Annotated in this window: 19 protein-coding genes and 2 tRNA genes; 16 read left to right on the forward strand and 5 right to left on the reverse strand. The window is 67.8% G+C overall.

Features of this window, described 5'->3' with window-relative positions; genetic code table 11:
- Positions 1-35: 35 nt before the first annotated feature.
- The gene (locus tag KGA65_RS00105) at positions 36-539 is read right to left on the reverse strand and encodes a hemerythrin domain-containing protein (protein ID WP_225861107.1); all 504 of its coding nucleotides are present in this window, start codon (positions 537-539) and stop codon (positions 36-38) included.
- Positions 540-663: 124 nt separating this feature from the next.
- Here KGA65_RS00105 and KGA65_RS00110 point away from each other — a divergent pair, with 124 nt between their 5' ends.
- Positions 664-1104 carry a YbaN family protein gene (locus tag KGA65_RS00110; protein ID WP_225861108.1) on the forward strand — a complete coding sequence of 147 codons (441 nt, stop codon included), beginning with the start codon at positions 664-666 and terminating at the stop codon, positions 1102-1104.
- On the opposite strand, the gene dinB is transcribed toward KGA65_RS00110, so the two are convergent.
- On the reverse strand, positions 1075-2400 hold the full coding sequence (dinB, locus tag KGA65_RS00115; protein WP_225861109.1) for a DNA polymerase IV: 1326 nt from the start codon (positions 2398-2400) through the stop codon (positions 1075-1077). The two genes, KGA65_RS00110 and dinB, sit on opposite strands and share 30 nt — an antisense overlap.
- 165 nt (positions 2401-2565) lie before the next feature.
- On the opposite strand from dinB, the gene KGA65_RS00120 reads away from it, so the two are divergent.
- The 3 genes from KGA65_RS00120 to KGA65_RS00130 all read left to right on the forward strand — a co-directional run bounded on the left by KGA65_RS00120 (position 2566) and on the right by KGA65_RS00130 (position 6596).
- Entirely contained in the window at positions 2566-3795 is a 1230-nt protein-coding gene (locus tag KGA65_RS00120; protein WP_225861110.1) for a DUF5666 domain-containing protein, read from the forward strand.
- 730 nt (positions 3796-4525) lie between these two features.
- Positions 4526-5395, forward strand: a complete 870-nt coding sequence (locus tag KGA65_RS00125) for a DUF6502 family protein (protein ID WP_225861111.1) — start codon at positions 4526-4528, stop codon at positions 5393-5395.
- 106 nt (positions 5396-5501) lie between these two features.
- Positions 5502-6596 carry a DUF5666 domain-containing protein gene (locus tag KGA65_RS00130; RefSeq protein ID WP_225861112.1) on the forward strand — a complete coding sequence of 365 codons (1095 nt, stop codon included), beginning with the start codon at positions 5502-5504 and terminating at the stop codon, positions 6594-6596.
- 81 nt (positions 6597-6677) lie between these two features.
- On the opposite strand, the gene argH is transcribed toward KGA65_RS00130, so the two are convergent.
- On the reverse strand, positions 6678-8108 hold the full coding sequence (gene argH / locus KGA65_RS00135; RefSeq protein ID WP_225861113.1) for an argininosuccinate lyase: 1431 nt from the start codon (positions 8106-8108) through the stop codon (positions 6678-6680).
- Positions 8109-8196: 88 nt separating this feature from the next.
- Here argH and KGA65_RS00140 point away from each other — a divergent pair, with 88 nt between their 5' ends.
- Together KGA65_RS00140 and KGA65_RS00145 are read left to right on the forward strand one after the other, a co-directional pair.
- A complete protein-coding gene (locus KGA65_RS00140; protein WP_225861114.1) occupies positions 8197-9255 on the forward strand; it encodes a sensor histidine kinase in 1059 nt (352 codons plus the stop codon).
- A 20-nt stretch (positions 9256-9275) separates the two neighbouring features.
- Positions 9276-10052: a LytR/AlgR family response regulator transcription factor gene (locus KGA65_RS00145; RefSeq protein WP_225861115.1), complete on the forward strand. Its 777-nt coding sequence runs from the start codon at positions 9276-9278 to the stop codon at positions 10050-10052.
- A gap of 26 nt (positions 10053-10078) precedes the next feature.
- On the opposite strand, the gene KGA65_RS00150 is transcribed toward KGA65_RS00145, so the two are convergent.
- Together KGA65_RS00150 and ppc are read right to left on the reverse strand one after the other, a co-directional pair.
- A complete protein-coding gene (locus KGA65_RS00150) occupies positions 10079-11392 on the reverse strand; it encodes a sulfotransferase (RefSeq protein WP_225861116.1) in 1314 nt (437 codons plus the stop codon).
- A gap of 178 nt (positions 11393-11570) precedes the next feature.
- Entirely contained in the window at positions 11571-14378 is a 2808-nt protein-coding gene (ppc, locus tag KGA65_RS00155; protein ID WP_225861117.1) for a phosphoenolpyruvate carboxylase, read from the reverse strand.
- A 69-nt stretch (positions 14379-14447) separates the two neighbouring features.
- On the opposite strand from ppc, the gene hemC reads away from it, so the two are divergent.
- From hemC to KGA65_RS00205, 10 genes are all read left to right on the forward strand, one after another.
- Positions 14448-15404 carry a hydroxymethylbilane synthase gene (gene hemC, locus KGA65_RS00160; RefSeq protein ID WP_225861118.1) on the forward strand — a complete coding sequence of 319 codons (957 nt, stop codon included), beginning with the start codon at positions 14448-14450 and terminating at the stop codon, positions 15402-15404.
- A gap of 32 nt (positions 15405-15436) precedes the next feature.
- On the forward strand, positions 15437-16189 hold the full coding sequence (locus KGA65_RS00165) for a uroporphyrinogen-III synthase (protein WP_225861119.1): 753 nt from the start codon (positions 15437-15439) through the stop codon (positions 16187-16189).
- A gap of 213 nt (positions 16190-16402) precedes the next feature.
- Entirely contained in the window at positions 16403-17437 is a 1035-nt protein-coding gene (locus KGA65_RS00170; RefSeq protein ID WP_225861120.1) for a uroporphyrinogen-III C-methyltransferase, read from the forward strand.
- 15 nt (positions 17438-17452) lie between these two features.
- Complete coding sequence (locus tag KGA65_RS00175; protein WP_225861121.1) at positions 17453-18688, forward strand: heme biosynthesis HemY N-terminal domain-containing protein; 1236 nt, start codon at positions 17453-17455, stop codon at positions 18686-18688.
- A gap of 90 nt (positions 18689-18778) precedes the next feature.
- Positions 18779-18855: transfer RNA gene (locus KGA65_RS00180), tRNA-Arg, on the forward strand.
- 25 nt (positions 18856-18880) lie between these two features.
- Positions 18881-18957: transfer RNA gene (locus KGA65_RS00185), tRNA-Arg, on the forward strand.
- 416 nt (positions 18958-19373) lie between these two features.
- Entirely contained in the window at positions 19374-20282 is a 909-nt protein-coding gene (locus KGA65_RS00190; protein WP_225861122.1) for a sulfotransferase family protein, read from the forward strand.
- A 35-nt stretch (positions 20283-20317) separates the two neighbouring features.
- A complete protein-coding gene (locus KGA65_RS00195; protein WP_225861123.1) occupies positions 20318-20746 on the forward strand; it encodes a hypothetical protein in 429 nt (142 codons plus the stop codon).
- 38 nt (positions 20747-20784) lie between these two features.
- Positions 20785-22236, forward strand: a complete 1452-nt coding sequence (locus KGA65_RS00200) for an efflux transporter outer membrane subunit (protein WP_225861124.1) — start codon at positions 20785-20787, stop codon at positions 22234-22236.
- A gap of 18 nt (positions 22237-22254) precedes the next feature.
- On the forward strand, positions 22255-24723 hold the full coding sequence (locus KGA65_RS00205) for an HlyD family secretion protein (protein WP_225861125.1): 2469 nt from the start codon (positions 22255-22257) through the stop codon (positions 24721-24723).
- The last annotated feature ends 182 nt before the right edge of the window (positions 24724-24905 follow it).

Genomic DNA, 24905 nt, shown 5'->3' on the forward strand with positions numbered 1-24905 from the left:
GCCGCACTGTAGCGCAGGCGACCAGGGCGGCGCGTTCAGGCGGCCGGGGCGTGGTCGGGCGCGCAGTGGTCGCTGCCGCAGCCGCTGATCGGGGCATTCCCCTCGGGCTGGGGCGTGCGGCAGGCACCGGTCACCGGGTCGAAGCCGGCCACTTCCAGGTGCACGGCCAGTGAGGAGTCCATCGACTGGGCGTGCATGCTGAACCAGGCGGCCAGCTCGGGGATGATGCGCTGCAGCGGACCGAAGTCCTGATGATCGCGGGCCAGCCGGGCCACTTCCTGCATGATGGCCAGCACCTGCTGGTGCTGCCGGGTGTGGCAGTTGTCCTCGGCAAAACCGGTGGAGAGCATCCAGCGGTCTTCCTGGTCGAAGTGGCCGATGGTGTGTGCCACCAGGGCGTCCCAGGCGCTGAGGCCGGCTGCCTCGGATTCGGCCAGCGCGGTCTCGGCGGCATTCAGCAGCTCGACGAATTTCAGGTGGGTGGCATCCATCTGGGGATGCTGCAGCACGAGTTCTTCGGACCAGGCAAGTGCGGACATGGCAGCGGCAGTCTGTGAGAAAGAGCGCCATTGTCGCCGTGGTCAGCGGGCCCCACCAGTGCAAAGCCGCCGCAACTGGGTCAAACTTGCGCTGCCTCAATCGCTCCAGCCTGCCGTCTCCCCCATGAACGTTCCGTCGGTTTCGTCTTCACCACCGCGTCCGCGCTGGCAGCGTGCGCTGTGGCTGGTCGCGGGGGGCGTGGCGCTGTGCCTGGGGGGCATCGGCATCTTCCTGCCGCTGTTGCCCACCACGCCTTTTGTGCTGCTGGCGGCGTTCTGCTTTTCGCGTGGCAGCGCACGTTGGGAGGCCTGGCTGCTGGCCCATCCGCGCCTGGGACCGCTGGTGCGCGACTGGCGGGCCACGCGGGCCGTTCCGTTGCGGGCCAAGCAGCTGGCCATCGGGATGATGGCCGTCAGCTGCACGGTGGCCTGGTTCACCATCGCCTCGGCCTGGCGGGTGATACCGGCCCTGTGCTGCGCGGTGGTAGCCACCTGGCTGTGGCGCCTGCCGACGCGGCAGCCGCTGTCGGTGGGTTCAGCCCCCGGCGAGGCGCCGCCCCGCTGACGCCGCGGGGGCGGGCGCCGGCTGCGGCGGGTCCAGATCCTCAAACAGATCGCGCTCGACGCCCATGAGCGGCGGTGCAGCCTCCCCGGCAGCGCGTGTGCCTGCGCTGCCGCGTGAGGCCGGCCGGGTACGCCGGCCGCTGCTGGGGGGCAGCGGGGCATCGGCCCGCTGCAGGTTGGCCACCCGCACGCCCAACAGGCGCAGGCGCCGGCGCAGGTCCACCCGCTTCAGGCACAGCCCTGCCGCGTGGCGGATCTCGGCCGCGTCGGCGGTGGGCTGCGGCAGCGTCAGGTCGCGGGTGACGGTCTTGAAGTCCTCGTAGCGCAGCTTCAGGCCCACGGTCCGACCGACGTAGCCCTTGCGCCGCAGGTCCTCGGCCACGCGCACGCACAGGTCGGTGAACAGGGTGGACAGCCGGGCCTTGTCGCGCACGGCGTGCAAATCGTGCTCGAAGGTGGTCTCGCGGCTGATCGAGACGGGTTCGCTCTCGGTCACGACCGGGCGTTCATCCCGCCCCCAGGCCGCGGCGTGCAGCCAGGCGCCATAGCTGCGGCCGAAGCGTTCGATCAACCAGCGCGGCTCGCAGCGGGCCAGTTCGCCGATGGTGTTCACGCCCAGCGCGCTCAAGCGCGCCGCGGCCTTGGGGCCAATGCCGTTCACCCGCCGGGCCGGCAGCGGCCAGATGCGGGTGGGCAGGTCGTCCATCGTCAGCACGGTCAGCCCGTCGGGCTTGTCCAGGTCGGAGGCGATCTTGGACAGCAGCTTGTTGGGCGTCACGCCGATCGAGCAGGTCAGCCCGGTGGCGCGCTGCACGGTGTTCTTCAGCTCGCGCGCCAGGGCCCGCACCCCGCCCAGCGGGTCGTGGCCGACCGGGTCCTGGGCGCCCGGCACCTCGGTCAGGTCGATGTAGATCTCGTCGATGCCGCGGTCTTCAATCACCGGCGCCAGTTCGGCCACGGCGGCCTTGAAGGCCCGCGAGCAGCGGCGGTACAGGTCGAAATCGACCGGCAGCAGCACGGCGTTCGGGGCCTTGGCAGCGGCCTTCATCAGCCCCATGGCGGAGTGGATGCCCAGGGCTCGGGCTTCGTAGGTGGCGGTGGTGATGACGCCACGCCCGGTGTAGTCGCCCAGCCGGGCGTAGCGCCGGTCGCCCTCGGGCAGACGCTCGGGCTGGTGGCGCCGCCCGCCGCCGATCACCACCGGCTGTCCCCGCAGTTCCGGGTAGCGCAGCAACTCGCAGGAGGCATAGAACGCATCCATGTCGAGGTGGGCGATCAGGCGACGCGGGCTGGACATACTGGATGGATTATCAGTCCTGCTGGGGCGCCCGCCAATTGCAACCAGTGGTGAGGATCGGCAGCGGTGTCATTGAATGTGCAAGTTGCACAGTTATAGTAGGGCCACGTTGCGGCACTTGGCGCCGCGGCGAATGCTTTCTCCCGCAGGCCTCAAGGACCGACCATGTACCCATTTCCTCCGGTTTCCCTCTCCCGCCCGGGCGTCACCCGCCGGGCCTCGTTCGTGGCCCTGTGCGGGGCCGCCATCCTTGCTGCCTGTGGCGGCGGGGGCGGCACCAGCAGCACGGGCACGACCACCACCGCGACCAGCGCGGCCTACACCAGTGGCGCCATCAGCGGCTTCGGCTCGGTGATCGTCAACGGGGTGCGCTTCGACACCAGCCACGTCACCGTGCTGGACGACGATGGCACCAGCCATCCGGCCGACGACCTGCGCCTGGGCGACAGCGTGGAGATCGAAAGCAGCAGCGTCGATGCCAGCACCCAGACCGCGGTCGCCTCGGTCATTCGTTACGGCAGCGAGATCAAGGGCCCGCTGACGGCGGTGGACACCGCCAACAGCCGCTTCACGCTGCTGGGCCAGACGGTGGAGGTGAGCAGCAGCACCGTGTACGACACCGCCCTGAGCGGGGGGCTGAGCAGCTTGTCCGCCGTGCTGGGCCGCGCGCTGGAAGTGCATGCCCAGTACGACGCCGCCCGCCAGCTCTATGTGGCCAGCCGGGTGGATCTGGAGGACAGCACCGACAGCTACAAGCTGCGCGGCCCCATCCTGGCGCTGGACACCACGGCCCACACCTTCCAGATGGGGGCGGCCACCATCAGCTACGCCAGCCTGAACCCCCAACCCACCAGCCTGGCCGTGAACCAGTGGGTGCGTGTGAAGCTGGCCACCACCCCGGCCGCCGACGGCAGCTGGACGGCGCTGTCGCTCAAGACGAATGAGCGCAAGCTGTCCGAGGACCATGCCGAAGCGGAGGTCAAGGGCAACATCACCGCCTGGACCTCGGCCACCAGCTTCAGCGTGAACGACATTCCGGTGGACGCGAGTAGCGCCAGCTTCCCCGATGGGCAGAGCGGCGTGGTGCTGGGTGCCCAGGTCGAGATCAAGGGCAGCGTGGTCAACGGCGTGCTGGTGGCCACCTCCGTCCACCTGGAGGACGGGGCCGAGCAAGGGCAGGGCGAGGACTATGAGCTGCACGGCAGCCTCTCGGCCCTGGACACCATGGCCAAGACCTTCGTGCTGCGCGGCGTGACCGTCAGCTACGCCAGCGTCAGCCAATGGGTCGGCCTGACCGAGGCGCAACTGGCCACCGTGGCCAAGATCGAGGTCAAGGGCAGCTTGTCCACAGACGGGACGACGCTGGTGGCTTCACGAATTAGCATGGACGACTGACTGCGGTCATTTTCAGAATAGACTCAGGTCGGACATGGAATGTCGCCACATGTCTTGAATGCAAATTCTTCATCTTTGTCACGGCGATTCAATAGGGAATTAACTCATGAAGTTTTCCAAGAAGGTCTTCTTTGTCGCTTTGGTTGCTTTCTCTGCGGCATCTTCGTATGCATCCGAATCCCTGACTTCCGGGGGCGGGGTGGGTGGTCAGGGCACTGGCACGTTTGGCCTTTCGTCAATGGTCAGTCAGTTGGCGACACTCCTGGGTCGTTGATGTTCATCGATCTTTATTGAGCGGCGCTCATGGATGCGGATGGGGAACCTCTGCATCCATCTTGTACTTTGGTAAAAGTGTCTGAATTTAATTAAGCTGAATGTCAATGGTGACGATAAGGCTTTGCTAAATATTGTCAGATTATCTAATTGGTCGAACTTCTTGGCTCCCTCTGAAGGGGGCTTGGCCCAACCCGGTAGTTGCAACCCCAACGCGCCCCGCCTCAGGAAGAAGAAACCGCATATGTGCGTCTCGCACTTGAAACGAAGCGGAAAAGGGGTGCGTCCATGTCATGGGCCAACCTTGGATCTTGACTCCTGAGTTTTCAGCCTGCGATGGGGGCGTTGGTGGTGTCGGTCGTCAACGCGGATGACTGAGGACAGGGTGAACTTCCCCGTGTGAGAAGGTTTGTGTTAAAATGGGATTTATGCACATTCATCGACTCTCCTCGCTGCGATGAGCACATCCACGGTTCCTCCCGAACACGCCGCCTTGCTGGGGGCCGTGCAGGCGGTTCTACGGCCACTGGCGGAGCTGCTGGTGGCCCGGGGCCTGCCCTATGCGCAGGCCGAGGAGCGTCTCAAGGCCGCCTATGTGCAGGCGGCGCGCGACGCCGCCCTGCGTGCCACACCCGAGGCTTTGCCGCACCGCCTTGTCAGTCGCCTATCGACCGCCACCGGCATCAACCGCCGTGAAGTGGGCCGGCTGCTGGCCGAGCCCGACGCATCGTCCGGCTTGCGCCCCTCGATGGCACTGCGCGTGTTTGAGCGCTGGCGCACGGACCCGGACTACCTCAATGGCCGGGGCCAGCCGCAAATCCTGCGGCGTCAGGGTGTGGCACCCAGTTTCGAGGCACTGGCGGCCCAGGTTTCCCGCGATGTCCATCCGCGCAGCGTGCTGGATGACATGGTTCGCCTGAAGCTGGTGGAGTGGGAAGCCGATGCCGACACGGTGACACTGCGCCAGTCGGCTTTCGTGCCCGATGCAGACACGGCCAAGCTCATGGCCTACTTGGGCGCCAACGTGGGCGACCATCTGTCGGCCGCGGTGGAGAACGTCGGCGGCCTTCAACCCAGGCACTTTGAGCAGGCGATCTGGGCGGATGGTCTGACCCTGGACCTCGCCCGGGAACTGCGGGCCATCATTGAGGCCCAGTGGAAGCTGCTCTCCCAGGCGCTGGTGCCGGAGATCCAGCGCCGCATTGACGCGGTCGAGTCGACAGACCTGACGCCTGACGCCCGTGTGCGGGTCGGGGTGTACATGTATTCGCAGCAAGACGATGGGCGGCCTGCTGCACAAGATCAGGAGGGGAAGCCCCATGCGTGAATTCCTTGGACGGCGCTGGTTGAAATTCCAGGGCCTTGCATGGCTCACAGCCGCAGCATTGCTGGTGTCCTGTGGTGGCGGTGGCGTTGAAAGCGGTGGGACGGGCATGAGCGCCGGCTACAGCAGCGGCGCCATCACCGGTTTCGGCTCGGTCGTGGTCAACGGGGTGCACTTCGACGAGAGCACGGCCCGCATCCACGATGCGGATGGCAACACCCTCAGCCGCGACGTGCTGCGTCTGGGCATGACGGTGGAGATCCAGAGCGGCGCCATCGACAGCACCGCGCTGACCGCCACCGCGCAGGACGTCAATGTCATCAGCGACCTGCTCGGACCGGTCTCTGCGGTGGATCTCACGGCCAGCACCATGACCGTGCTGGGGCAGACGGTGCGCATCACCGCGTCCACGCTGTTCGACAGCAGCCTGGCGGGCGGCCTGTCCGCCATCGCGCTGGGACAGAAGGTGGAGGTGTACGCCATCTTCGATCCGGTCAACACGGTCTATGCGGCACGGCTGGTGTTGCCCCGCAGCAACCCCGACCACTACACCCTGCGCGGCGTGGTGTCGGGCTGGGACAGCGCCCAGCGCCAGTTCCAGATGGGACCGGCCACGCTGACCTACGCGGCCGATGCCGTGCCGGCCGGCCTGGCCAATGGCGCCACGCTGCGCCTGCGCCTGTCGACCCAGGCCGATGGCAGCGGCCGCTGGGTGGTGACCACCGCCCAGTCCGCCACCTACCTGCCCGCCGACGGCACCGAGGCCGAGATCGAGGCGGTGGTGTCCAGCTACACCAGCCTGTCGAGCTTCGTCGTCGCCGGCGTGACGGTGGATGCCTCGGCCGCACAACTCAATGCCAACGGCCTGACCCTGGCCGCCGGCGTGCGGGTGGAGGTGGAAGGCCGGATGCAGGGCACGGTGCTCAAGGCCACCAAGCTGGAGCTCAAGGGCAGCGAGGACAGCGCGGGCGGCGATGACAGCGGCGGTGGCCAGGAGTTCGAGCTGAGCGGCCAGATCGGCAGCCTGGACACCACGGCCCAGACCTTCGTGATCCGGACCCAGACGGTGTCCTACGCCCAGGCAGCCTTTGAGCCACCTGGTACCGCCGCCAACCTGGCCAATGGCCTGAAGGTCGAGGTCAAGGGCGTGCGCTCGTCGGACGGCACGCTGGTGACCGCCAGCGAGGTGAAGCTCGACGACTGAGGAGGCTCGTCCTCTACATGACAAGGGGCGCCAGTGGCGCCCCTTTCTCTTTGGATCGGCGACGGAGGAACCGCCGCCGCCTCAGCCCAGTCGGGCCTGGTGCCGGGCGATCTGGGCGCGGACCTGGGCCGGCGCGGTGCCGCCCAGCACATTGCGGGCGTTGAGCGAGCCGCGCAGCGTCAGCACCTCGAACACGTCCTCGCCGATGCTGGCGTGGAAGCCCTGCAGCGTGGCCAGCGGCAGCTCGGCCAGGTCCACGCCCTGCTTCAGGCCTTCCTTGACGGCGTGGGCCACGACCTCGTGGGCATCGCGGAAGGGCAGGCCCTTCTTGACCAGGTAGTCGGCCAGGTCGGTGGCGGTGGCGTAGCCGCGCAGCGCAGCGGCCTCCATGGCCTCGGCCTTGACGGTCAGGCCGGCGCTGCGGCTGCCATCGGCCGCCACCTCGCCGCCGATCATCTCGGCCATGATGCGCAGCGTGTCCTTGACCGTGTCCACGGTGTCGAACAGCGGCTCCTTGTCTTCCTGGTTGTCCTTGTTGTAGGCCAGGGGCTGGCCCTTCATCAGGGTGATCAGGCCCATCAGGTGGCCCACCACGCGGCCACCCTTGCCGCGGGCCAGCTCGGCCACGTCGGGGTTGCGCTTCTGCGGCATGATCGACGAGCCGGTGCAGTAACGGTCGCTGAGGTTGATGAAGCCGAAGTTCTGGCTCATCCAGTAGACGATCTCCTCGGCCAGGCGCGAGATGTGGATCATCACCAGCGAGGCAAAGGCGGTGAACTCGATCGTGAAGTCGCGGTCGCTCACCGCGTCCAGGCTGTTCTGGCAGACGGCCTCGAAGCCCAGCGTGCGCGCCACGCGCTCACGGTCCAGCGGGTAGCTGGTGCCGGCCAGCGCGGCCGCACCCAGCGGCAGGCGGTTCACGCGCTTGCGCAGGTCGGCCAGGCGCTCGGCATCGCGCGCGAACATCTCCACATAAGCCAGCAGGTGGTGGGCAAAGCTCACCGGCTGCGCCACCTGCATGTGGGTGAAGCCGGGCATCACGGTTTCGGTGTTCTTCTCGGCCACGGCCACCAGGGCGCGCTGCATGTCTTCGAGCAGGGTGGCGATCTGGTCGATCTCGCCGCGCAGCCACAGGCGCACGTCGGTGGCCACCTGGTCGTTGCGGCTGCGGCCGGTGTGCAGGCGCTTTCCGGCGTCGCCCACCAGGGTGGTCAGGCGGGCCTCGATGTTCAGGTGCACGTCCTCCAGCTCGCTCTTCCATTCGAAGGCGCCGGATTCGATCTCGCTCTGGATCTGGGCCATGCCGCGCTGGATGTCGGCCAGGTCCTGGGCGCTGATGATGCCCTGGGCGGCCAGCATCTCGGCATGGGCCAGGCTACCCTCAATGTCGGCGGCCCACAGGCGCTTGTCGAAGAACACGCTGGCGGTGTAGCGCTTGACCAGCTCGCTCATCGGCTCGGAAAAGAGCGCGGACCAGGCCTGGGATTTCTTGTCGAGTTGGTTGGTGCTCATGGCAGGGGGCAGCGTGTTCGGGCAGGGAATCGGCGATTTTAGGCCGCCGCCTTGCCCCGGGGCGGCCGGGCCGGCCAGAATCGCCCGCGTGAGCCCAACCAGTAGTGACACCCAGACCACCTTGTTCGACGAGCTGCGGCCGGACGGGCCGCGCCCCGGCACACCCGCGGCCTTGCCGGGATGCAGCAGCGGCATGGTGCTGCGCTCCCTGTGGTTGGTGCATGCGGTGCTGGGGGCCGGCTTGCTGTTCGTGACCCGCAGTCTGGGCCATTGGGTGGCCTTGCTGAGCCAGGCGGCGGCCGTGGCCGTGCCGGCCACGCTGGGCTGGCTGCTGGTGGTGTGTGCGGCGCGCCCCTTGATTGCGCGGTTGCCCGCCTGGGTGCAGGCCGGGGGCATCGCCAGCGTGGGCGGGTTGGCGGCCTTGTGCGCCTGGGTACCGATGAACCGCCTGGGCGTCTCGGGCGATGTGCAGACGACCTGGCTGGCGCCGTGGATGGCCGGCAGCCTGCTGGCTTGGCTGCTGCTGCTCTCCGAGCGCTGGCGCCACCGGGCCCGTCTGCCCGCCGCGACGGCCGCCCGGCTGGCCGACCTGCAGACCCGCATCCGGCCGCACTTTCTGTTCAACACGCTCAACACCGCCATCGCCCTGGTGCAGGTGGACCCGCGCCGGGCCGAAGAGGTGCTGGAGGATCTGGCCGAGCTGTTTCGCGCTGCCCTGGGGGCGATGGACGAGTCCACCACCCTGCGGGAGGAGGTGGCACTCAGCAGGCGCTATCTGGACATCGAGCAGCTGCGCTTTGGCAACCGGCTGCGCCTGGAATGGGACCTGGACCCTCAGGCGGATGACGTGCGGCTGCCGCCGCTGGTGTTGCAGCCGCTGATCGAGAATGCAGTGCGCTACGGCGTTGAGCCGAGCGACCGGGGCGGCAAGATCGAGATCCGGACGCGGCGCCGGCGCGACCGGGTGCTGGTGTCGGTGACGAACACGGTGCCACTGGAGGGCGGTGCCTCCCGCCGCGGCCATGGCATCGGCCTGGCCAGCGTGCGCGAACGGCTGCGCCTGATGCACGACCTGGATGCCGATTTCCACAGCGGCATCATCGAAGACGGGCGCTGGCGGGCTTCGCTCAGCGTGCCCGCAGGCTGAACCATGGGAAGGGGAGAGGCATGGCCGAGGAGGGATTGAGGCTGCTGCTGGTGGACGACGAGCCGCTGGCCCGCCTGCGTTTGCGGGGCCTGCTGGCCGGCGGGGCCGCCCCGGTGGCCCAGATCCACGAGGCCGGCAGCGCGGCCGAGGCGCTGCACGTGCTGTCGCGCGAAGGGGTGGATGCGGTGCTGCTGGACATCCATCTGCCCGGCACCGATGGGCTGGCGCTGGCGCAGCGGTTGCGCCAGATGCGGCCGTCGCCCGCTTTGGTGTTCGTCACCGCGCACGCCGAACATGCCTTGCAGGCTTTTGAGCTGGAGGCCGTCGACTACCTGACCAAGCCGGTGCGGCGTGCCCGCCTGGAAGAGGCCCTGGGGCGGGTGCTGCAGCGCTTGGGGCGCCCGCTGGCGCGTCCGGCCGAGGCCGCGGAGGCTGAGCTGCCGGTGCTGGTGGTCAGCGACCGGGGGCGGGTGCTGCGGGTGCCGGTGCCGGAGGTGGTCTACCTGAAGGCGGAGCAGAAGTACGTCACGCTGCGCACCCGCGAGCACTGCTACGTGCTGGACGACGCCCTGTCCGATCTGGAAGAGCGCCTGGGGCGTGCCGTGGTGCGGGTGCACCGCAATGCGCTGGTGGCGCGAGTGGCCGTGCGGGCGCTGGAGCGGCGCGTGGGGACCGGGGAAGGGGAGGAAGCGGGCGAAGGCTGGGCCGTGCGGCTGGCTCCCCACGACGACTGGCTGGCCGTGTCGCGCCGCCAGTTGCCCCTGGTGCGGGAGGCATTGGCGGCCGAGGGACTCTGAGCGCCCCTCGAGCCCCCGCCAGCACGTCAGTAGCCGAGGGCCCGGGCCATCTCCAGGGTGGGCTGGCCCAGGATGCCATCGGTGTAGAACTGCTTCCAGCGCACGGCGGCATCGGGGTTGATGGCGTTGTGCAGGTGGAACTTCAAGTCGCCGCTCATCTTGGAGGCGTTGTCCACACCGTCGGTCATGCGCTGATCCATCTCCTCGTAGGGGTTGATCATCGCGTCCTCGTACGGGATCTTGGCGAAGTCGCAGATCTGGCGGATTGAGGTTTCCGGGCTGCAGACGACATCCTCGTAGCGCAGCGTCAGCCAGCGCTCCTTGGGCACCTGCTTGGCGAATTCCAGGGTGTTCTGCTGGGCGGTCAGCCAGGTCAGCTCGGCCAGTTCACGGGCGCCGAAGCTGCTTTCCTGCACCATGGGCATCAGGCGTTGCAGTTTGGATTCTTCGTACGAACGGATCATGCCGCAGGGGTGCCGCAGCAGGTGGATGAACAGCGAGTTCTCGAAGTCGACCTCAATCCGCTTGAGAATGTCCACGTCGATCACATAGGACGGCGTCTTGTCCACCAGCAGCTTCTCGCCCTTGAGCGGCTCCTGCAGCAGGCGGTAGAACGCCTTGGTGCTCATGTTCTCCTGCTCGCAGCGGGACACGAAGGCGCGGGCCTGCTCGGCCTCCCAGCCGTGCAGCTGCATCAGGGCGCGCACGGTGCCGTCCAGCAGGTGTTCGGTGTGCTCGCCAGACAGCGCCTTGAGGCGGTCACCCATCGTGGCATAGGGCAGCAGGTGCAGTTCCGGCGGGGCGAACAGCTTGGAGCTGCCAGCCAGGATCACGCGCAGCAGGGTGGAACCCGAGCGCGGGGGGGACAGCACAAACAGCGCGGGCGGGTTTTTCGGGCCGCCGTCACCGGTCAGCGTGCGGCGGGCGATGCTGGCACGGAAACGAGCCAGCTTCTCCGCCGTGACACGTTCACTGTCGGGCACACTGCTGACGACCGCCGCCGGCGCAGCCGACTTGGTGGGGACGGGCGCCGCAGTCGGTGCCGGCGCCGGGGCGGCACCACTGAGGCGGCCGGCCACGAACGCGGCGATCTGGCGCACGCTGAGGTCATCCACATAGGCGCCGTTCTGCATCAGCAGATCCTGGAAGCCCAGCTTCTGCTTGTAGGCCCCCTCAATGGCGACCACCAGCTGGATGAAGTCGATGGAGGCGAAGCCGATGTCCGCGATCATCGTCGTGGTGGGGCCGACGCCACCATCCAGGTCGACATCCCAGTCCTCGGTCAGTTCCGTAACGATCTCGATGATCTTCGGCTCAACGCTTTCGACCGTGTGCTCCATGCTGTCCATTCCCTCCAACCGCGTTTCGCGTCAGAAATTCCTTTTTGCGTTTGCATCATAAGAACACCGGCCCACAAAGGCCCTCCCTAGGTCGCACGATGGTTTCCCTACCTGAGACAGAGGATCGGTCGCGGGAGGTCCGGTGCCGGGGGGGAACAGGCGCCCCTGGCGGCTCTGGTCAGCCGCTGTTGCGCAGACCGGCGGCGATGCCGTTGATGGACAGATGGATACCGCGTTGCAGCCGCTCGTTGACGGGGTCGCCCTCGCGCCGGTTGCGGTAGCGGCGCATCAGTTCGACCTGCAGGTGGTTGAGTGGGTCCAGGTAGGGGAAGCGGTGCTCGATGGAGCGCGCCAGACTGGGGGCGCTCTGCAGCCGCCGGCTCTCACCGGTGATCCAGGCCAGGGCCTCTTCGGTGCGTTCCCATTCCGCCCGGATGGCGGCAAACAGGCGTTTGCCCAGCTTCTTGTCGGGCACCAGCTCGATGTAGCGGGTGGCCAGGGTGAGGTCGCTCTTGGCCAGCACCATGTCCATGTTCGACAGCAGGGTGCGGAAGAAGGGCCACTGCTGGTGCATGCGCCGCAGCAGGGCCAGACGCTTGTCCCGCTGGGCCGGGTCCTGGTCCAGGAAGTGGTGCACGGCCGAGCCGAAGCCACACCAGCCTGGCAGGGCCACCCGGCACTGCCCCCAGGAGAAGCCCCAGGGGATGGCGCGCAGGTCTTCGATGGCGCGGGTGGCCTTGCGCGAGGCGGGGCGGGAGCCGATGTTGAGCTCGGCGATCTCGCGGATCGGTGTGGATTCAAAGAAATAGTCGGTGAAGCCGGGCGTCTCGTAGACCAGCTTGCGGTAGGCGGCCATGCTGGCCTGGCTGAGGGCTTCTGCCGCGTCCAGGAAGGACTTGGGTGGGGCCTTCGCCGGGGCCAGCAGCGTGGCTTCCAGCGTGGCGGCCACCAGCGTTTCCAGGTTGCGGCGGCCAATGCCCGGGTTGGCGTATTTGGAGGCGATCACCTCGCCCTGTTCGGTCAGCCGGATCTGCCCGCGCACGGTGCCCGGCGGCTGGGCCAGGATGGCTTGGTAGCTGGGGCCGCCGCCGCGGCCGACGGTGCCGCCGCGGCCGTGGAACAGCCGCAGGCGGATGCCGTGCGCAGCCTGCAGTTCGTCGAACAGCGTGACCAGTTCCACCTCGGTGCGGTAGAGCTCCCAGTTGCTGGTGAAGGGGCCGCCGTCCTTGTTGCTGTCAGAGTAGCCCAGCATCACGTCCTGTTCGCCACCGCTGCGCTGAACCATGGCGGCCACGCCGGGCAGGGCGTAGAACTCGCGCATGATGCGGCCGGCGTGGCGCAGGTCGGCAATGGTCTCGAACAGCGGCGAGACGATCAGGTCGGCGGTGGCCGCCTCGCCCAGCAGGCCGTGCAGCAGACCGGCTTCCTTCTGCAGCACCAGCACCTCCAGCAGGTCCGAGACATCCTCGGTGTGCGAGATGATGTAGTGGCGGATGGCGGCCGGGCCATAGCGGCGGCGGCCCTCGGCCGCGGCGTCGAAGATGGCCAGCTCGGAGAGGGTGGGCTCCGAATAGTCCGCCTCGCGCAGGCGCAGTCCACGGGCATCGTTCAACACCGTCAGCAGCAGGGCCCGGCGTTCCGCTTCATTCAGTGCGCTGTACTCGAATTCGATGCGCGCGGTGCGCAGCAGCTCGGCCACCACGGCCTCGTGCTGGTCGGAGCTCTGGCGCAGGTCCACCGTGGCCAGGTGGAAGCCGAAGACCTGCACGGCCCGCATCAGCGGCGCCAGCCGCGGTTCGGCCAGGGCCTGGGCATGGTGGTGGCGCAGCGAATCGGCGATCACCTGCAGGTCGGCCAGGAAGTCCTCGGCCTGGGCGTAGGGCTGCTGGGGCGCCACGGCGTGGCGCAGGGCCTCGGTGCCGGTGAGCGCCTGCAGCGTGGCGGCCAGCCGGGCGTACATGCCGGTCAGGGCGCGTCGGTAGGGCTCGTCCTCGCGGTGCGGGTTGTGGTCCGGTGAGCGGTCGGCCAGTGCCTGCATGGCCGGTGTCACCGGTGCCAGCATCTGGGACATGGACAGCTCGCTGCCCAAGGCGTGCACCTCGGTCAGGTAGTGGCGCAGCGCGGTCTCGCTTTGGCGCGACAGGGCCAGGCGCAGCGTGGGGGCGGTGACATTGGGATTGCCGTCGCGGTCGCCGCCGATCCAGTTGCCCATGCGAAAGAAGGTGCCCACGTCATGGCCGGACAGGGCTTGTTCGACCTCCTGGTAGAGCCGGGGCACCTCGCGTAGGAAGGTGGCCTGGTAGTAGCTGAGCGCGTTCTCGATCTCGTCGCCCACGGTCAGCTTGGTGTAGCGCAGCATCCGGGTCTGCCACAGCTGGGTGATGCGGGCGCGGATCAGGCGTTCGTTGGCGGTGCGGTCGGCCAGGCTCTTCAGGTGATCGCGCTCGCCGATCAGCTCGGCAATGGCGCGCTCGGCATCCAGGATGCTCTTGCGCTGCACCTCGGTCGGGTGGGCCGTCAGCACTGGCGAGATGTAGGCTTGGGCCAGCACGGCTGCGATGTCGGCCGCCCGGTGGTTGGCCTGGGCCAGCTTCTCGAAACAGTGCGCCAGTGACCCGGCCTGGTGCTCGCCCAGGGCCTCGTGGAGCTCGCGCCGGCGCAGGTGGTGCCGATCTTCCGCCAGGTTGGCCAGGTGGGAGAAGTAGCTGAAGGCGCGGATCACGCTGACCGTCTGGTCGGCGGTCAGGTTCTTCAGCAGCCGGTCCAGGGCCTGGCCGGCCTTGGCGTCCTTCTTCAACCGGTAGGCGACCGAGAGCTGACGCACCCGCTCCACCAGTTCGTAGGCGCCGCTGCCGTCCTGTTCACGGATCACGTCGCCCAGGAGGCGGCCCAGCAGCCGGATGTCCTCGACCAGCGGCCGGTCCTTGTCCGGATCCTCGGCCGGGCGGGCGGTGCGGGTGCGGCGGGCGGGCTGAGCAGCGGGCATGAAAAGTCCTTCCAGGGCGTCCGTGGGCGGACGCGATGCTAGCAGTGCGGGGCGGCCATAATCCCGGCCATGCAGTCCACCGCCTCCATCGTCACCCCCGTCGTCATCGCCACCCGGGAGAGCCGCCTGGCGCTGTGGCAGGCCGAGCATGTGCGCGACCGGCTCCAGCAAGAGCTGGGCCTGCCCACCGAACTGCTGGGCATGACCACGCGGGGCGACCAGATCCTGGACCGCGCCTTGTCCAAGGTGGGCGGCAAGGGGCTGTTCGTCAAGGAACTGGAAGTGGCGATCGAGGCCGGCCGGGCCCATCTGGCGGTGCATTCGCTCAAGGACGTGCCGATGGATCTGCCGGAAGGCTTCGTCCTGGCGTCCATCTGGGAACGCGAGGATCCGCGCGATGCCTTCGTGTCCAACCAGTACGCCGGCCTGACCGAGCTGCCGCAAGGTGCCTGCGTGGGCACCTCCAGCCTGCGCCGGGTGGTGCAGCTCAAGGCCCTGCGTCCCGACCTGCGCATTGAGCCGCTGCGTGGCAATCTGGACACGCGCCTGCGCAAGCTGGATGAGGGGGTCTACGACGCCATCGTGCTGGCGGCAGCTGGCCTCAAGCGATTGGGCCTGGCGGCGCGCATCCGTGCCACCTTCGACCCCCAGGCGATGATCCCCGCGGCGGGGCAGGGGGCCTTGGGTCTGGAGGTGCGGGCCGATGCCGTGGCCCTGCGGGAGGCCCTGGCCTCGCTGGGCCACCCGGCCACCTGGCTGGCCACCCATGCCGAACGGGCCGTGTCCCGTGCGTTGGGGGGCAGTTGCAGCGTGCCCCTGGCGGCCCATGCCGTGTTCGTCGGCGAAGGGCGCATGCGGCTCGACGTCGCGCTCGGCCATGCCCTGCAGCCGCAGATGCCGCTGCTGCGCGCCCGGCTGGAGGCCGATGTGACAGACACCGACGCTGCCGAGACGCTGGGACACGATGCGGCACGCCGGCTGTTGGACGCCGGCGGCGCCGCTTATCTGGTTGCCCAGGCCGGCTGAATGCGATGACCGCCGCCGGGCTCGCACGTCTGATGGTCACCCGTCCGGAGCCGCAGGCCGGCGACTGGGTCCGGCGGCTGTCGGCGCACGGGCTACCGGCGCAGGCACTGCCCTTGCTGGCCATCGGTCCGGCACCGGATGCCGACGCCGTGCGGGCGATGGCCGCCAGCCTGCGTGTCGGCATGTTGGTGATGTTCGTCAGCCCCAATGCCGTGCAGCAATTCCTGGCGGCGCTGCCGCCGGACTGGACCTGGCCCGCAGGGGTGCGAGCGGGCTGCACCGGCCCCGGCACGGCGCAGGCTCTGACCGCGGCGGGGGTGCCTGCGGCCGCGGTGACGGCGCCGGACCTCGGGGAGTCGCTGGATTCGGAAGGACTCTGGGCCCGGTTGAAGGACGAAGACTGGGCGGGGCGGGGGGTCTGGATCGTCCGCGGGGACGGGGGCCGGGACTGGTTCTCCAGCACGCTCCGCGCCGCAGGCGCCCAGGTCCATGTTCTGCAAGCCTATGTCCGTGGGACACCCTCCTGGACGGACGGGCAGCGGGCCCAGGCCGAAGCGGCCGTGAATGACCCTGCCCACAGCTGCTGGCTGCTCAGCAGTTCCGAAGCGGTGGCGCACCTGGGCCTCCTGTTGCCGCAGGCCGACTGGGCCCGCGCCCGGGCCCTGGCCACACACCCTCGCATCGTGGCCCGGGCGCGCCAAGCCGGCTTTGGGCAGGTCGACTTGATCGAGCCCGGCGTCGAAGGGGTCGTGCGTGCGGTGGGCGCGGCGCGGGCGGCGCCCTGAACGAGTGAGCATGCCCTGTGGCTGCGCTGCGTCAGCGCAGAAGCGCGGCAGGGGGTGGTCGATACAATTGTCCGCAACGTGAGCACACCCGACACCCCCCCCACCGTCGCTGACGCCGCCTCTGCGGCGCCCACCGCCACGCCTCCCGCCGCCGAGGCCACCGTTGCCCCCGCAGGGATGGGGCGGCGCGTCTTGCCATGGGCCCTGGCGGCCATGGCATTGGTCAGCGCCGGCAGCCTGACGCTGGCGTGGACCACCCATGACCGATTGCAGGTTCTGGAGTCGGAACTGGTGCGCCGGCAGCAGACCAGCCAGGACGATGCCACCGAGGCGCGCATGCTGTCGCGCCAGGCGCACGACGAGGCGACCCAGGCGACTGCCAAGCTGGCGCTGCTGGACGCGAAGGTGGCCGAGACGGCGTTGCAGCGTTCCCAGGTGGAGGATCTGATCGCCTCGCTGTCGCGTTCGCGCGATGAGAACGTGCTGGCCGACATCGAGGCCGGGCTTCGCGTGGCGCAGCAGCAGGCGGCGATCACCGGCAGTGTGGAGCCCCTGATGTCGGCCCTCAAGCAAGCCGATGATCGGCTCTCGCGCGTCAACCAGCCCCGGCTGGAGCGGGTGCACCGTGCCGTCGCACGGGACATGGACCGGCTGCGGGCGGTCGGCGTGGCCGATGTGCCGGCGCTGTCCATCCGGCTCGATGAGGTGGTGCGTCAGGTCGATGATCTGCCGCTGGTGAACACCCCCAACCGCCGTCCGAGCGGGGTGGTCGCGCCGACCAGGACCGCCCGTGGTGCGGCGCACCCCGCGTCGGCTGCTTCCGCGGCCTCGGGCGTGGAGGTGGCATCCGATCTGCCCGAAGCCGCTTGGTGGGCGACCGTCAAGGATGCTTGGCAGCGTGTGGCAACCCTGGCGTGGGAGGAGGTGCGCTCGCTGGTGAGGGTCACCCAGGTGGACCATCCCGAGGCCGCCTTGCTCACGCCGGAACAAGGTTTCTTCTTGCGCGAGAACCTCAAGCTGCACCTGCTCAACGCCCGGCTGGCCCTCTTGTCCCGCCAGTTCGACCAGGCGCAGGGCGACATGGCGCAGGCGCAGCAACTGCTGTCGCGCTATTTCGACAAGGATTCGCGCCGGGTGCAGGCCGTGGCAGATCAGCTGCAGCAGGTGGCCGGGCAGAGCCGTCAGAGCGGCCTGCCGCGTCCGGATGAGACCCTGGCCGCTCTGGCCGCCGCGGCCGCTGGCCGCTGAACAAAGGCGGGCGTCATGCGGTCGGTCATCTGGTTGGTTCTCCTGTTCGTGGTGGCCGTGGTGGCCGCCAGTGTGCTGGGCCAGAACAATGCGCTGGTCTCGCTGTTCTATGGCCATTGGCGGCTGGACATGTCGCTCAACCTGTTCCTGCTGTCGCTGGTGGGGGTGGGCATCGTCTTGTTTGCCGGCTTGCAGGCCGCACACGCGCTGCTGAGCCTGCCGACCCGGGCCAGGGAATGGCGCGACCTCAAACGAGAACGTGCCGCGCAGGACCTGCTGCGCGAGGGGTTCGCCGAATTCATGGCCGCCCGCTATGCGCGGGCCCAGCGGGCGGTTCAGAAGGCGCTGGCCTTGCAGGCCGAGTCGGAAGCTCTGGCGCAAGACCGCAACTTCGCGGTGCAGGCCCATCTGATCGCCGCCTCTGCCCTGCATCGGTTGCAGGACCGCATTGGTCGCGAGGAGCAGCTGGCACTGGCCCAGGCCTGTGGTGGCAGCGGCAGCGCCTTCGAAGGGATCCAACTGCTGTCGGCCCAGTTGGCGATGGAAGACCGCGATGCCGGTCGCTGCATGGCCTTGCTGGCAGAACTGCCCCCCGGTGTGGCACGACGCACCCATGCCCTGCGGCTGCGGCTGCAGGCCGCACAGCAGCTGCGGCGGCCGATGGAGGCCTTGCAGACGGCCCGTCTGCTGGCCAAGCACCAGGGGTTCTCGGCGGGGGCGGCCCAGTCGCTGCTCCGTTCACTGGCCTTCGAGGCCTTGGATCAGACCTTCGATGAAGGACAGCTGCAGAAGGTCTGGCAGGCACTCGACGACGGCGATCGACGGGATGCCTGGGTGCTGGCGCGCGCCGCACGGCGGGCGGCGACGCTGGGGCAGGCAGAACAGGGCTTGTCCTGGCTCTGGCCGGCCTGGGAACATCTGCAGCGGACCGATGCCGAGGCCCGCGAGCAACTGGCCCTGGGGTTGGTGGCCTGTGTCGAGGCCGTGGACAACCGGTGGTTGCCCGTGCTGGAAGAGGCGCTGAACCGTTTCGGCCGGGAGCCGGCCGTGGCGGCCGCCGCTGGTCTGGCCTTCGCCCAACGCCAGCTCTGGGGGCGGGCCAGGCGTCTGCTGGAGCAGACGGCCAGTGCCGAAGGCCTGCCCAGCCGCGTGCGACGCCAAGCCCTGCGCATGCTGGCCCGGATCGCGCGCCAGGAAGATGACGAGGTGCAAGCCTGTCATTTCGATCAGCGCGCCGCGTTGCTGGATTAAGGGGCTGCGTGGCGCTGCACGGGTGTTGGCGGAGACGCTTGCATTCCAAAGATTGGCAGTGCTAGAATGTCAGCTTCAGCGAAAAGTTAAGCGGCTGTAGCTCAGTTGGATAGAGTACTTGGCTACGAACCAAGGGGTCGTGGGTTCGAATCCTGCCAGCCGCACCAAGCTTCGATATACTGCTGAATTCCGGCGGCTGTAGCTCAGTTGGATAGAGTACTTGGCTACGAACCAAGGGGTCGTGGGTTCGAATCCTGCCAGCCGCACCAGAAATGAAAAGCCAGCACGTTTAATACGTGCTGGCTTTTTTCATTTCCGGCGGGTCCTTCGCCAACGCGGGAGCGTTGCGGAGGCAGGAAAAACCTGCATTTGGCAGCCGAGTCAAGGCCTGAACATGCCCTTTGTTCATGAGGGTTGCCATGCAAGTTCGGGATTGTGCTGAGAGCGGGCGGGCGAGACAGTTCGCACACCGGGATGCCAAGCCGCTCTGTGCGGCGCGTTCCGGCTTCGGGTCTGCGGACCACCTTCTCAATCGATCCCGCGCAGCGGGACCTTCGGAGCCGTTGTCATGGGCAAGCACCACGCCGTCAGGCACGCCAGCGGGTGTCTCGACATCCCCGTCTTGGGGTGTGTCCGCTTCGGCATCGCCAGTCTCTGAGGCCTCTTCTTCCTCCACGCAGTCCCGATGGCCGCACCGCTGTTCCTTCTGGCCCCTCCGAGGTCCTACACATCGCTGATGAACGCGATGATCGGCCAGCACCCGCAGACCTTCGGTCTGCCCGAGCTGTGCCTGTTCAATGTGGAGCATCTGATCGAGCTGTGGGTTCGCCGCAGCGATGAGATCGAGAACTTCTCCAAGACCCGCCAAGGCCTGTTGCGCGCGGTGGCTGAGATCTATGGGGGAGAGCAAACCACCGCCACAGTGCAGATGGCCAACCACTGGTGTGCGGCGCGGCAGCACCGCAGCACCGCCGAGATCTACCAGGAGCTGGTGGCGGACATCCACCCGCTGATCGCAGTCGAGAAGAGCCCGTCCTACACCATCTCGATCAAGCGGATGCAGGCCATGTACCGGGCCTTTCCGGATGCACGCTTCCTGCACCTGACACGCCATCCGGTGGCCACCTGCAAGTCCATCATGGCCATGAACGATGGTGCGTTCGCGCTCTACGTGAACTCGATCGACTTCCTGGAGGACCGGGCCTTTGTCGATCCTCAGTTCGCCTGGCACGACCTGAACGCCAACATCCTCAATTTCCTGGATCAGGTACCCCCGGCGCAGCAGATGCGGGTGCGCGGGGAGGACATCATGCACGACCCGACCCACTTCCTCGGGGATGTGTGCCGCTGGCTGGGCATCCGGGACGATGCCGAGGCCATCGACGCCATGATGCATCCGGAGCGCTCGCCGTTTGCCTGCTTCGGGCCGATCACGGCGCTGTTTGGCAACGACCCCAATTTCCTGCGCGGACCGGCATTCCGGCCTCACAAGGTCAAGGTGCCTCCGCTGGACAAGCCTTTGGCCTGGCGCCCCGATGGCAAGGGCCTGCATCCCAAGGTGCTGGAACTGGCCGCCGAGCTGGGCTACCACTGAACGCCCGGACCAGGTATCGAACGAGAACACCCCGCATGACCGACCACCCAGAGCGCAAGCCCGGCAACCGGCCACGGATCGGCCCGATCGACGGCGATCCCGTGACCAGCCACCCCGACCTCGGCAAGCTGTCGCCCCAGCAGCGGGCGCTTCGCCTGGCTGTGATCCAGGAGTTCAAGGCCAAGAAGGTCAAGAAGTACGTCGAGAAGCAGGTCCAGTACATCAATGCCAACACCCGCATCGCGGAGGGCATCAAGTTCCTGTTCGACGAGGAGGGCCGCCCGCCGCCGAACATGCCGATGGAGGACATCGTCGCCGAGCGGCGCCACATCGAGTACGAGATCCGTTGGTTCGAGGCCATCCTCGACGAACTGCGCAACCGCCTGGTGCGGGTCAAGGAAATCGAGGAGCACGCGCTGGATCTGCTGGCCGAGCGCTTCGCACGGGAGCACAAGGACGAATGACGTACCCACTTTCCCTGCGCGCCCGGAGCCTGCCTCCCATGCGCCTGTCACTGGCCGCCTTGATGGCGGCGACGCTGGTTGGCTGTGCCATGGGACCGGACTACCAGCGCCCTGAGATGCCCACGCCGGGGGTTTGGCGGACGCCCGAGCCGGATGCCGCTGCGATGGCCGACATGGCCAACCTGGCGTGGTGGAAGTCCTTTGGCGATTCGCGTCTGGACGCACTGGTCCAGCAGGCGCTGGAGAACAACCGGGACATCCGCATCGCCGTGGGGCGGGTCCGGGAATACGCGGCCCGGGCCGATCTGGCCAAGGCGCAGGCGCTGCCGGAGGTCACGGCGCGCGGATCTTCCACGCGTGACAAGCTGAGCGAGGAGCGGCAGGTGCCCCTGGCCAGCCGCACCCCGGTGAACAGCGCCGCCTACGAGATCCAGGCCCAGGTGAGCTGGGAGCTGGACCTGTGGGGCCGGGTCCGCCGGACCAACGAGGCCTACATCGCCGATCTGATGGCCACCGACGAGGACCGCCGGGCCATCACGCTGACCGTGGTTTCGAATGTGGTCAGCACCTATGTGCAGTTGCTGGCGCTCGACCGGGAACTGGCGCTGCTCCAGAAGGACGTGGCCAACCGCCAGGAGGTGGCTCGCCTGGCCGAGGTTCGCCAGACGGGCGGCGCCGGCACCCTGCTGCAAGTGATGCAGGCACGCGCCGCCGCCGAGGAAGCGGCCGCGGCCATCCCTGCCAAGGAGCGTGAGATCGCCGCCGCCGAGAACGCCTTGTCCATTCTGCTGGGCAGCAACCCGTCGGCCGTGGGGCGTGGGCGCAGTCTGGCTCAACTGACGCCGCCCCCGGTCCCGCAGGGCTTGCCGGCGTCGGTGCTGGAGCAGCGGCCGGACGTCCGGATGGCCGAACAGAATCTGCGGGCAGCCAATGCCCGCATCGGCGTGGCCAAGGCCGAGTTCTTTCCCACGATCTCGCTGACGGGCCTGTTCGGCTATGCCAGCACCGACTTGTCGCGCTTCATCACCGAGAAGGCCTTGTTCGGCAGCGTGGGCAGCCAGCTGGTCTTCAAGGTCTTCGATGGCGGGCGCAACGACGCCTCGGTGCGTGCGGCCGAGGCGGTGCAGGTCCTGCATGTGGAGGCTTACCGACGTGCCGTGCAGAACGCGCTGATGGAGACCGAAGACGCGCTGGTCTACCACCAGAAGACGATGGAACGGGAACAGGCTCTGGGCCGGCAGATGAAGGCGGTGGCTTCGCTGGCCGAGCTGGCACGCAAGCGCTACCAGGGCGGGCAGGGCACCCTGTTCGAGGTGCTGGACGCCGAGCGTCAGTTGACCGCGGCCGAGCGCCTGAAGCTGGACGCACAGCGGGATGAGCATCTGTCGCTGGTGCTGATCTACAAGGCTCTGGGAGGCGGCTGGAAGGTCGCTGCCCCCGATGTGCTGGACAGCGTGGCCACGAGCCCGGCTTCGAGCCCGATGAATTAAACGCAGAAAGACCTGGTCATGACCGAGCAAACCAAGAAGGTGGCCTTGCCCGCCTATTTGCCCAAGCGCCTGGAAGCCTTCAAGATCACCAAGGACGGCCAGCCCAGCTATCTGCTGCGCGACAAGCTGCTCAACAAGGTTCACGACATGGAGCCATGGCAGTTCTTCCTGCTGGAGGTGCTGCCGGGCTGTGAGAACTATCCCAAGCTCCAGTCGGTGTTCGAGGACCGGTTCGGTCGTCCGATCTCGCAGAAGGAGATCGAGCTGTTCTTCGCCAGCCTGGGGGATCGCCAACTGCTGGACATGGAGGGGAACACCCACGCGCTGCTGGCTCCGTTCCGGGACAAGGGCTACGAGGTGAAGGACGGCCAGGCCGTTCGCAAGGCCCATGTGGCGCAGGTCGAGGCGGCGGCGGTGACGGCCGCGCCGGCGGAGGGGACACCGGTGCCGGCTCCGACGCCGGCCAAGCCGGCAGCAGGGCCCGAAGGCGATCTGCCGGCGGGGATGAACGACGCGGTGGGCTTCGATCCACGGGCCACCCGCTGGATGCTGAAGCTGTTCGACCCCCGTCCCGCCCTGAAGCTGCTGGGGCCAGTGGTCGCGCCACTGCGCTACGTCGTCTACGTGCTGCCGCTGCTGCTGGTCGCGGCGCTGATGCTGTGCTTCGAGTACAGCCGGCTGATCGTCGAGGACATGGAGCGGCTGCACAGCCTCACCAGCCTGCTGGAGCATGTGATCTTCAGCATGTTCACGGTCAACCTGCTGGTGACCTTGACCACGGCGTTCATCGCCCACGCCTTCCGGGCCACGGTCAGCGCCATCGGGGTCTCGGTGTTCATGGGCTTCCTGCCCCGCTTCGTGGCCAAGGTGAGCCATGTCGAGCAGCTGTCCCGCCGGGAGCGGATGTGGCTGCAGGGCGGCCCCTTGCTGGTCCGGCTGGCACTGTTCAGCCTCGGGGTGCTGATCTGGTACAACACCCGCGACGGGGGCAGCCTGGCGCCCAAGATCGGGATGGCGCTGTTCTTCATTGCCGGCCTCGACCTGCTGTTCGTTTCCGGCAATCCGCTGGTCAAGGGCTGTGGCTACCACCTGCTGTCGGCCTTTGCCAACGAGCCGCATCTGCGGGGCAAGGCCTACAAGACGCTGCTCAACCGCCTGAACGGCCGCGGCTACAAGGACGCCGACGGCGGGTTGCTGTCCACCTACGCGTTGCTGACCACGCTGTATGCCTTCGTGCTGATCATCGTGGCCTGTCTGATGGTGGGGGCCTATCTCCAGTCCGTGATGCTGGGCGGCACGGCCATCGTGCTGGCCCTGATCATGGGCTTCTACCTGATCAAGCGTTCCATCAAGCGTCTGGAAATGATCCAGGCCGCTTACGAGCGTTCCGTGCAGTTCGACCGCTGGCGCAAGCGGACCCTGCCCGATTCGGTGGGCGAGGCCGAGGATGAGCTCAAGCCCAAGAGCGGCTGGTCGCGCTACCTGAAGGTGGCCGGGGCCTTGACCGCCTTGCTGGTGCTGGTCATGCCTTATCCCTACGAGAGCGGCGGGCGGTTCAGCACCTATCCCAATCAGCGGCAGGTGATCACCACCGACTTCGGTGGGGTGGTCCAGTCGGTCAACTTCGATGGCGGGGAGACGGTCAAGAAAGGCACGCTGATAGCGACGCTGGCCACGCCGGATTACCAGGCCCAGGTCAGTGTCCTTGACGCCAAGGTGGCCGAGCAGCAGGCGGTGGTGGCCGACCTGAAGTCCAAGCCGAAGCCCGAGTATGTGGCGGTGGCCCAGCGTGAGCTGGAGGTGGCGCAGGAGCATGAGTCCTTCACCAAGGCCCGCGTGCCGCGCATGGAGCAGATGCACAAGGACGGTGTCGTGTCCTACGATGAACTGGATGCCGCCCGCCGCGAGTACCAGGTCGACGTGACACAGACGGCAGAGAAGCGCGCCGCCCTGACCCTGGCCAAGACTGGACCGACCAAGGATGAGATCGCCGCCGCGGAGGCCAAGCTCAAGTCCCTGAAGGACGAGCGGGATCTGTATGCCTCCAAGGTGGGCCGGGCTTCCATGGTGATGCCGTTCGATGGCAACCTGCTGACACTGCACCTGAAGGATCGCCTCAACAGCTACATCGACAAGGGGCAGGCTTTTGCCACGGTGGAAGACACCTCCAACGTGACCGTGGAGATCCAGGTGCCGGAAACGGACATCTCCTATGTGAAGGAAGGGGCTGTCGTGCGGGTGCGGCCGGTGGCTTTCAGCGATCGGATCTACGACGGCAAGGTCACGGTGATCGACCGGAACGTGACCAGCGAATCCCTGGGGACAGTGGTCAAGGTGATCGCCGTCGTCCCCAATCCTGATGGGGAGCTGCGCACCGGGATGACGGGCTACGCGAAGATCGCGGGGCTGTCCATGCCGGTCTGGAAGGCGTTCACGCTGGCCGTGCAGCGTTTCGTGACCGTGCAGGTCTGGTCCTGGATTCCCTGAGTCCGTGGGGTGTCGGAGGGGGCTCCAGGCCGATGGGTCTCCTCCTCTGTTTGATGAGAGCCCCCCAAGCTTGAAAGCCGTCCTGTCCCCTCTTCAGGGATGACGGCAAAACCCCGTCTCGTCCCCACAATCTCACACCGACCCGGCCGATACCCCTGACGGGCGCTGGCGCGTCAGTTAGG

Source organism: Ideonella benzenivorans, assembly GCF_020387415.1.
In the GTDB taxonomy this organism is placed as follows: domain Bacteria; phylum Pseudomonadota; class Gammaproteobacteria; order Burkholderiales; family Burkholderiaceae_C; genus Ideonella; species Ideonella benzenivorans.

What these genes read in the sequence shown, in the direction of transcription:
- KGA65_RS00195 (WP_225861123.1), top strand. Translation starts at nt 20,318, where the DNA reads ATGACCGACCACCCAGAGCGCAAGCCCGGCAACCGGCCACGGATCGGC.
- KGA65_RS00145 (WP_225861115.1), top strand. Translation starts at nt 9,276, where the DNA reads ATGGCCGAGGAGGGATTGAGGCTGCTGCTGGTGGACGACGAGCCGCTG.
- KGA65_RS00105 (WP_225861107.1), bottom strand. Translation starts at nt 539, where the DNA reads ATGTCCGCACTTGCCTGGTCCGAAGAACTCGTGCTGCAGCATCCCCAG.
- KGA65_RS00150 (WP_225861116.1), bottom strand. Translation starts at nt 11,392, where the DNA reads ATGGAGCACACGGTCGAAAGCGTTGAGCCGAAGATCATCGAGATCGTT.
- KGA65_RS00175 (WP_225861121.1), top strand. Translation starts at nt 17,453, where the DNA reads ATGCGGTCGGTCATCTGGTTGGTTCTCCTGTTCGTGGTGGCCGTGGTG.
- KGA65_RS00110 (WP_225861108.1), top strand. Translation starts at nt 664, where the DNA reads ATGAACGTTCCGTCGGTTTCGTCTTCACCACCGCGTCCGCGCTGGCAG.
- KGA65_RS00130 (WP_225861112.1), top strand. Translation starts at nt 5,502, where the DNA reads ATGAGCGCCGGCTACAGCAGCGGCGCCATCACCGGTTTCGGCTCGGTC.
- dinB (WP_225861109.1), bottom strand. Translation starts at nt 2,400, where the DNA reads ATGTCCAGCCCGCGTCGCCTGATCGCCCACCTCGACATGGATGCGTTC.
- KGA65_RS00165 (WP_225861119.1), top strand. Translation starts at nt 15,437, where the DNA reads ATGGTCACCCGTCCGGAGCCGCAGGCCGGCGACTGGGTCCGGCGGCTG.
- KGA65_RS00125 (WP_225861111.1), top strand. Translation starts at nt 4,526, where the DNA reads ATGAGCACATCCACGGTTCCTCCCGAACACGCCGCCTTGCTGGGGGCC.
- ppc (WP_225861117.1), bottom strand. Translation starts at nt 14,378, where the DNA reads ATGCCCGCTGCTCAGCCCGCCCGCCGCACCCGCACCGCCCGCCCGGCC.
- hemC (WP_225861118.1), top strand. Translation starts at nt 14,448, where the DNA reads ATGCAGTCCACCGCCTCCATCGTCACCCCCGTCGTCATCGCCACCCGG.
- argH (WP_225861113.1), bottom strand. Translation starts at nt 8,108, where the DNA reads ATGAGCACCAACCAACTCGACAAGAAATCCCAGGCCTGGTCCGCGCTC.
- KGA65_RS00120 (WP_225861110.1), top strand. Translation starts at nt 2,566, where the DNA reads ATGTACCCATTTCCTCCGGTTTCCCTCTCCCGCCCGGGCGTCACCCGC.
- KGA65_RS00205 (WP_225861125.1), top strand. Translation starts at nt 22,255, where the DNA reads ATGACCGAGCAAACCAAGAAGGTGGCCTTGCCCGCCTATTTGCCCAAG.
- KGA65_RS00200 (WP_225861124.1), top strand. Translation starts at nt 20,785, where the DNA reads ATGCGCCTGTCACTGGCCGCCTTGATGGCGGCGACGCTGGTTGGCTGT.
- KGA65_RS00170 (WP_225861120.1), top strand. Translation starts at nt 16,403, where the DNA reads ATGGCATTGGTCAGCGCCGGCAGCCTGACGCTGGCGTGGACCACCCAT.
- KGA65_RS00190 (WP_225861122.1), top strand. Translation starts at nt 19,374, where the DNA reads ATGGCCGCACCGCTGTTCCTTCTGGCCCCTCCGAGGTCCTACACATCG.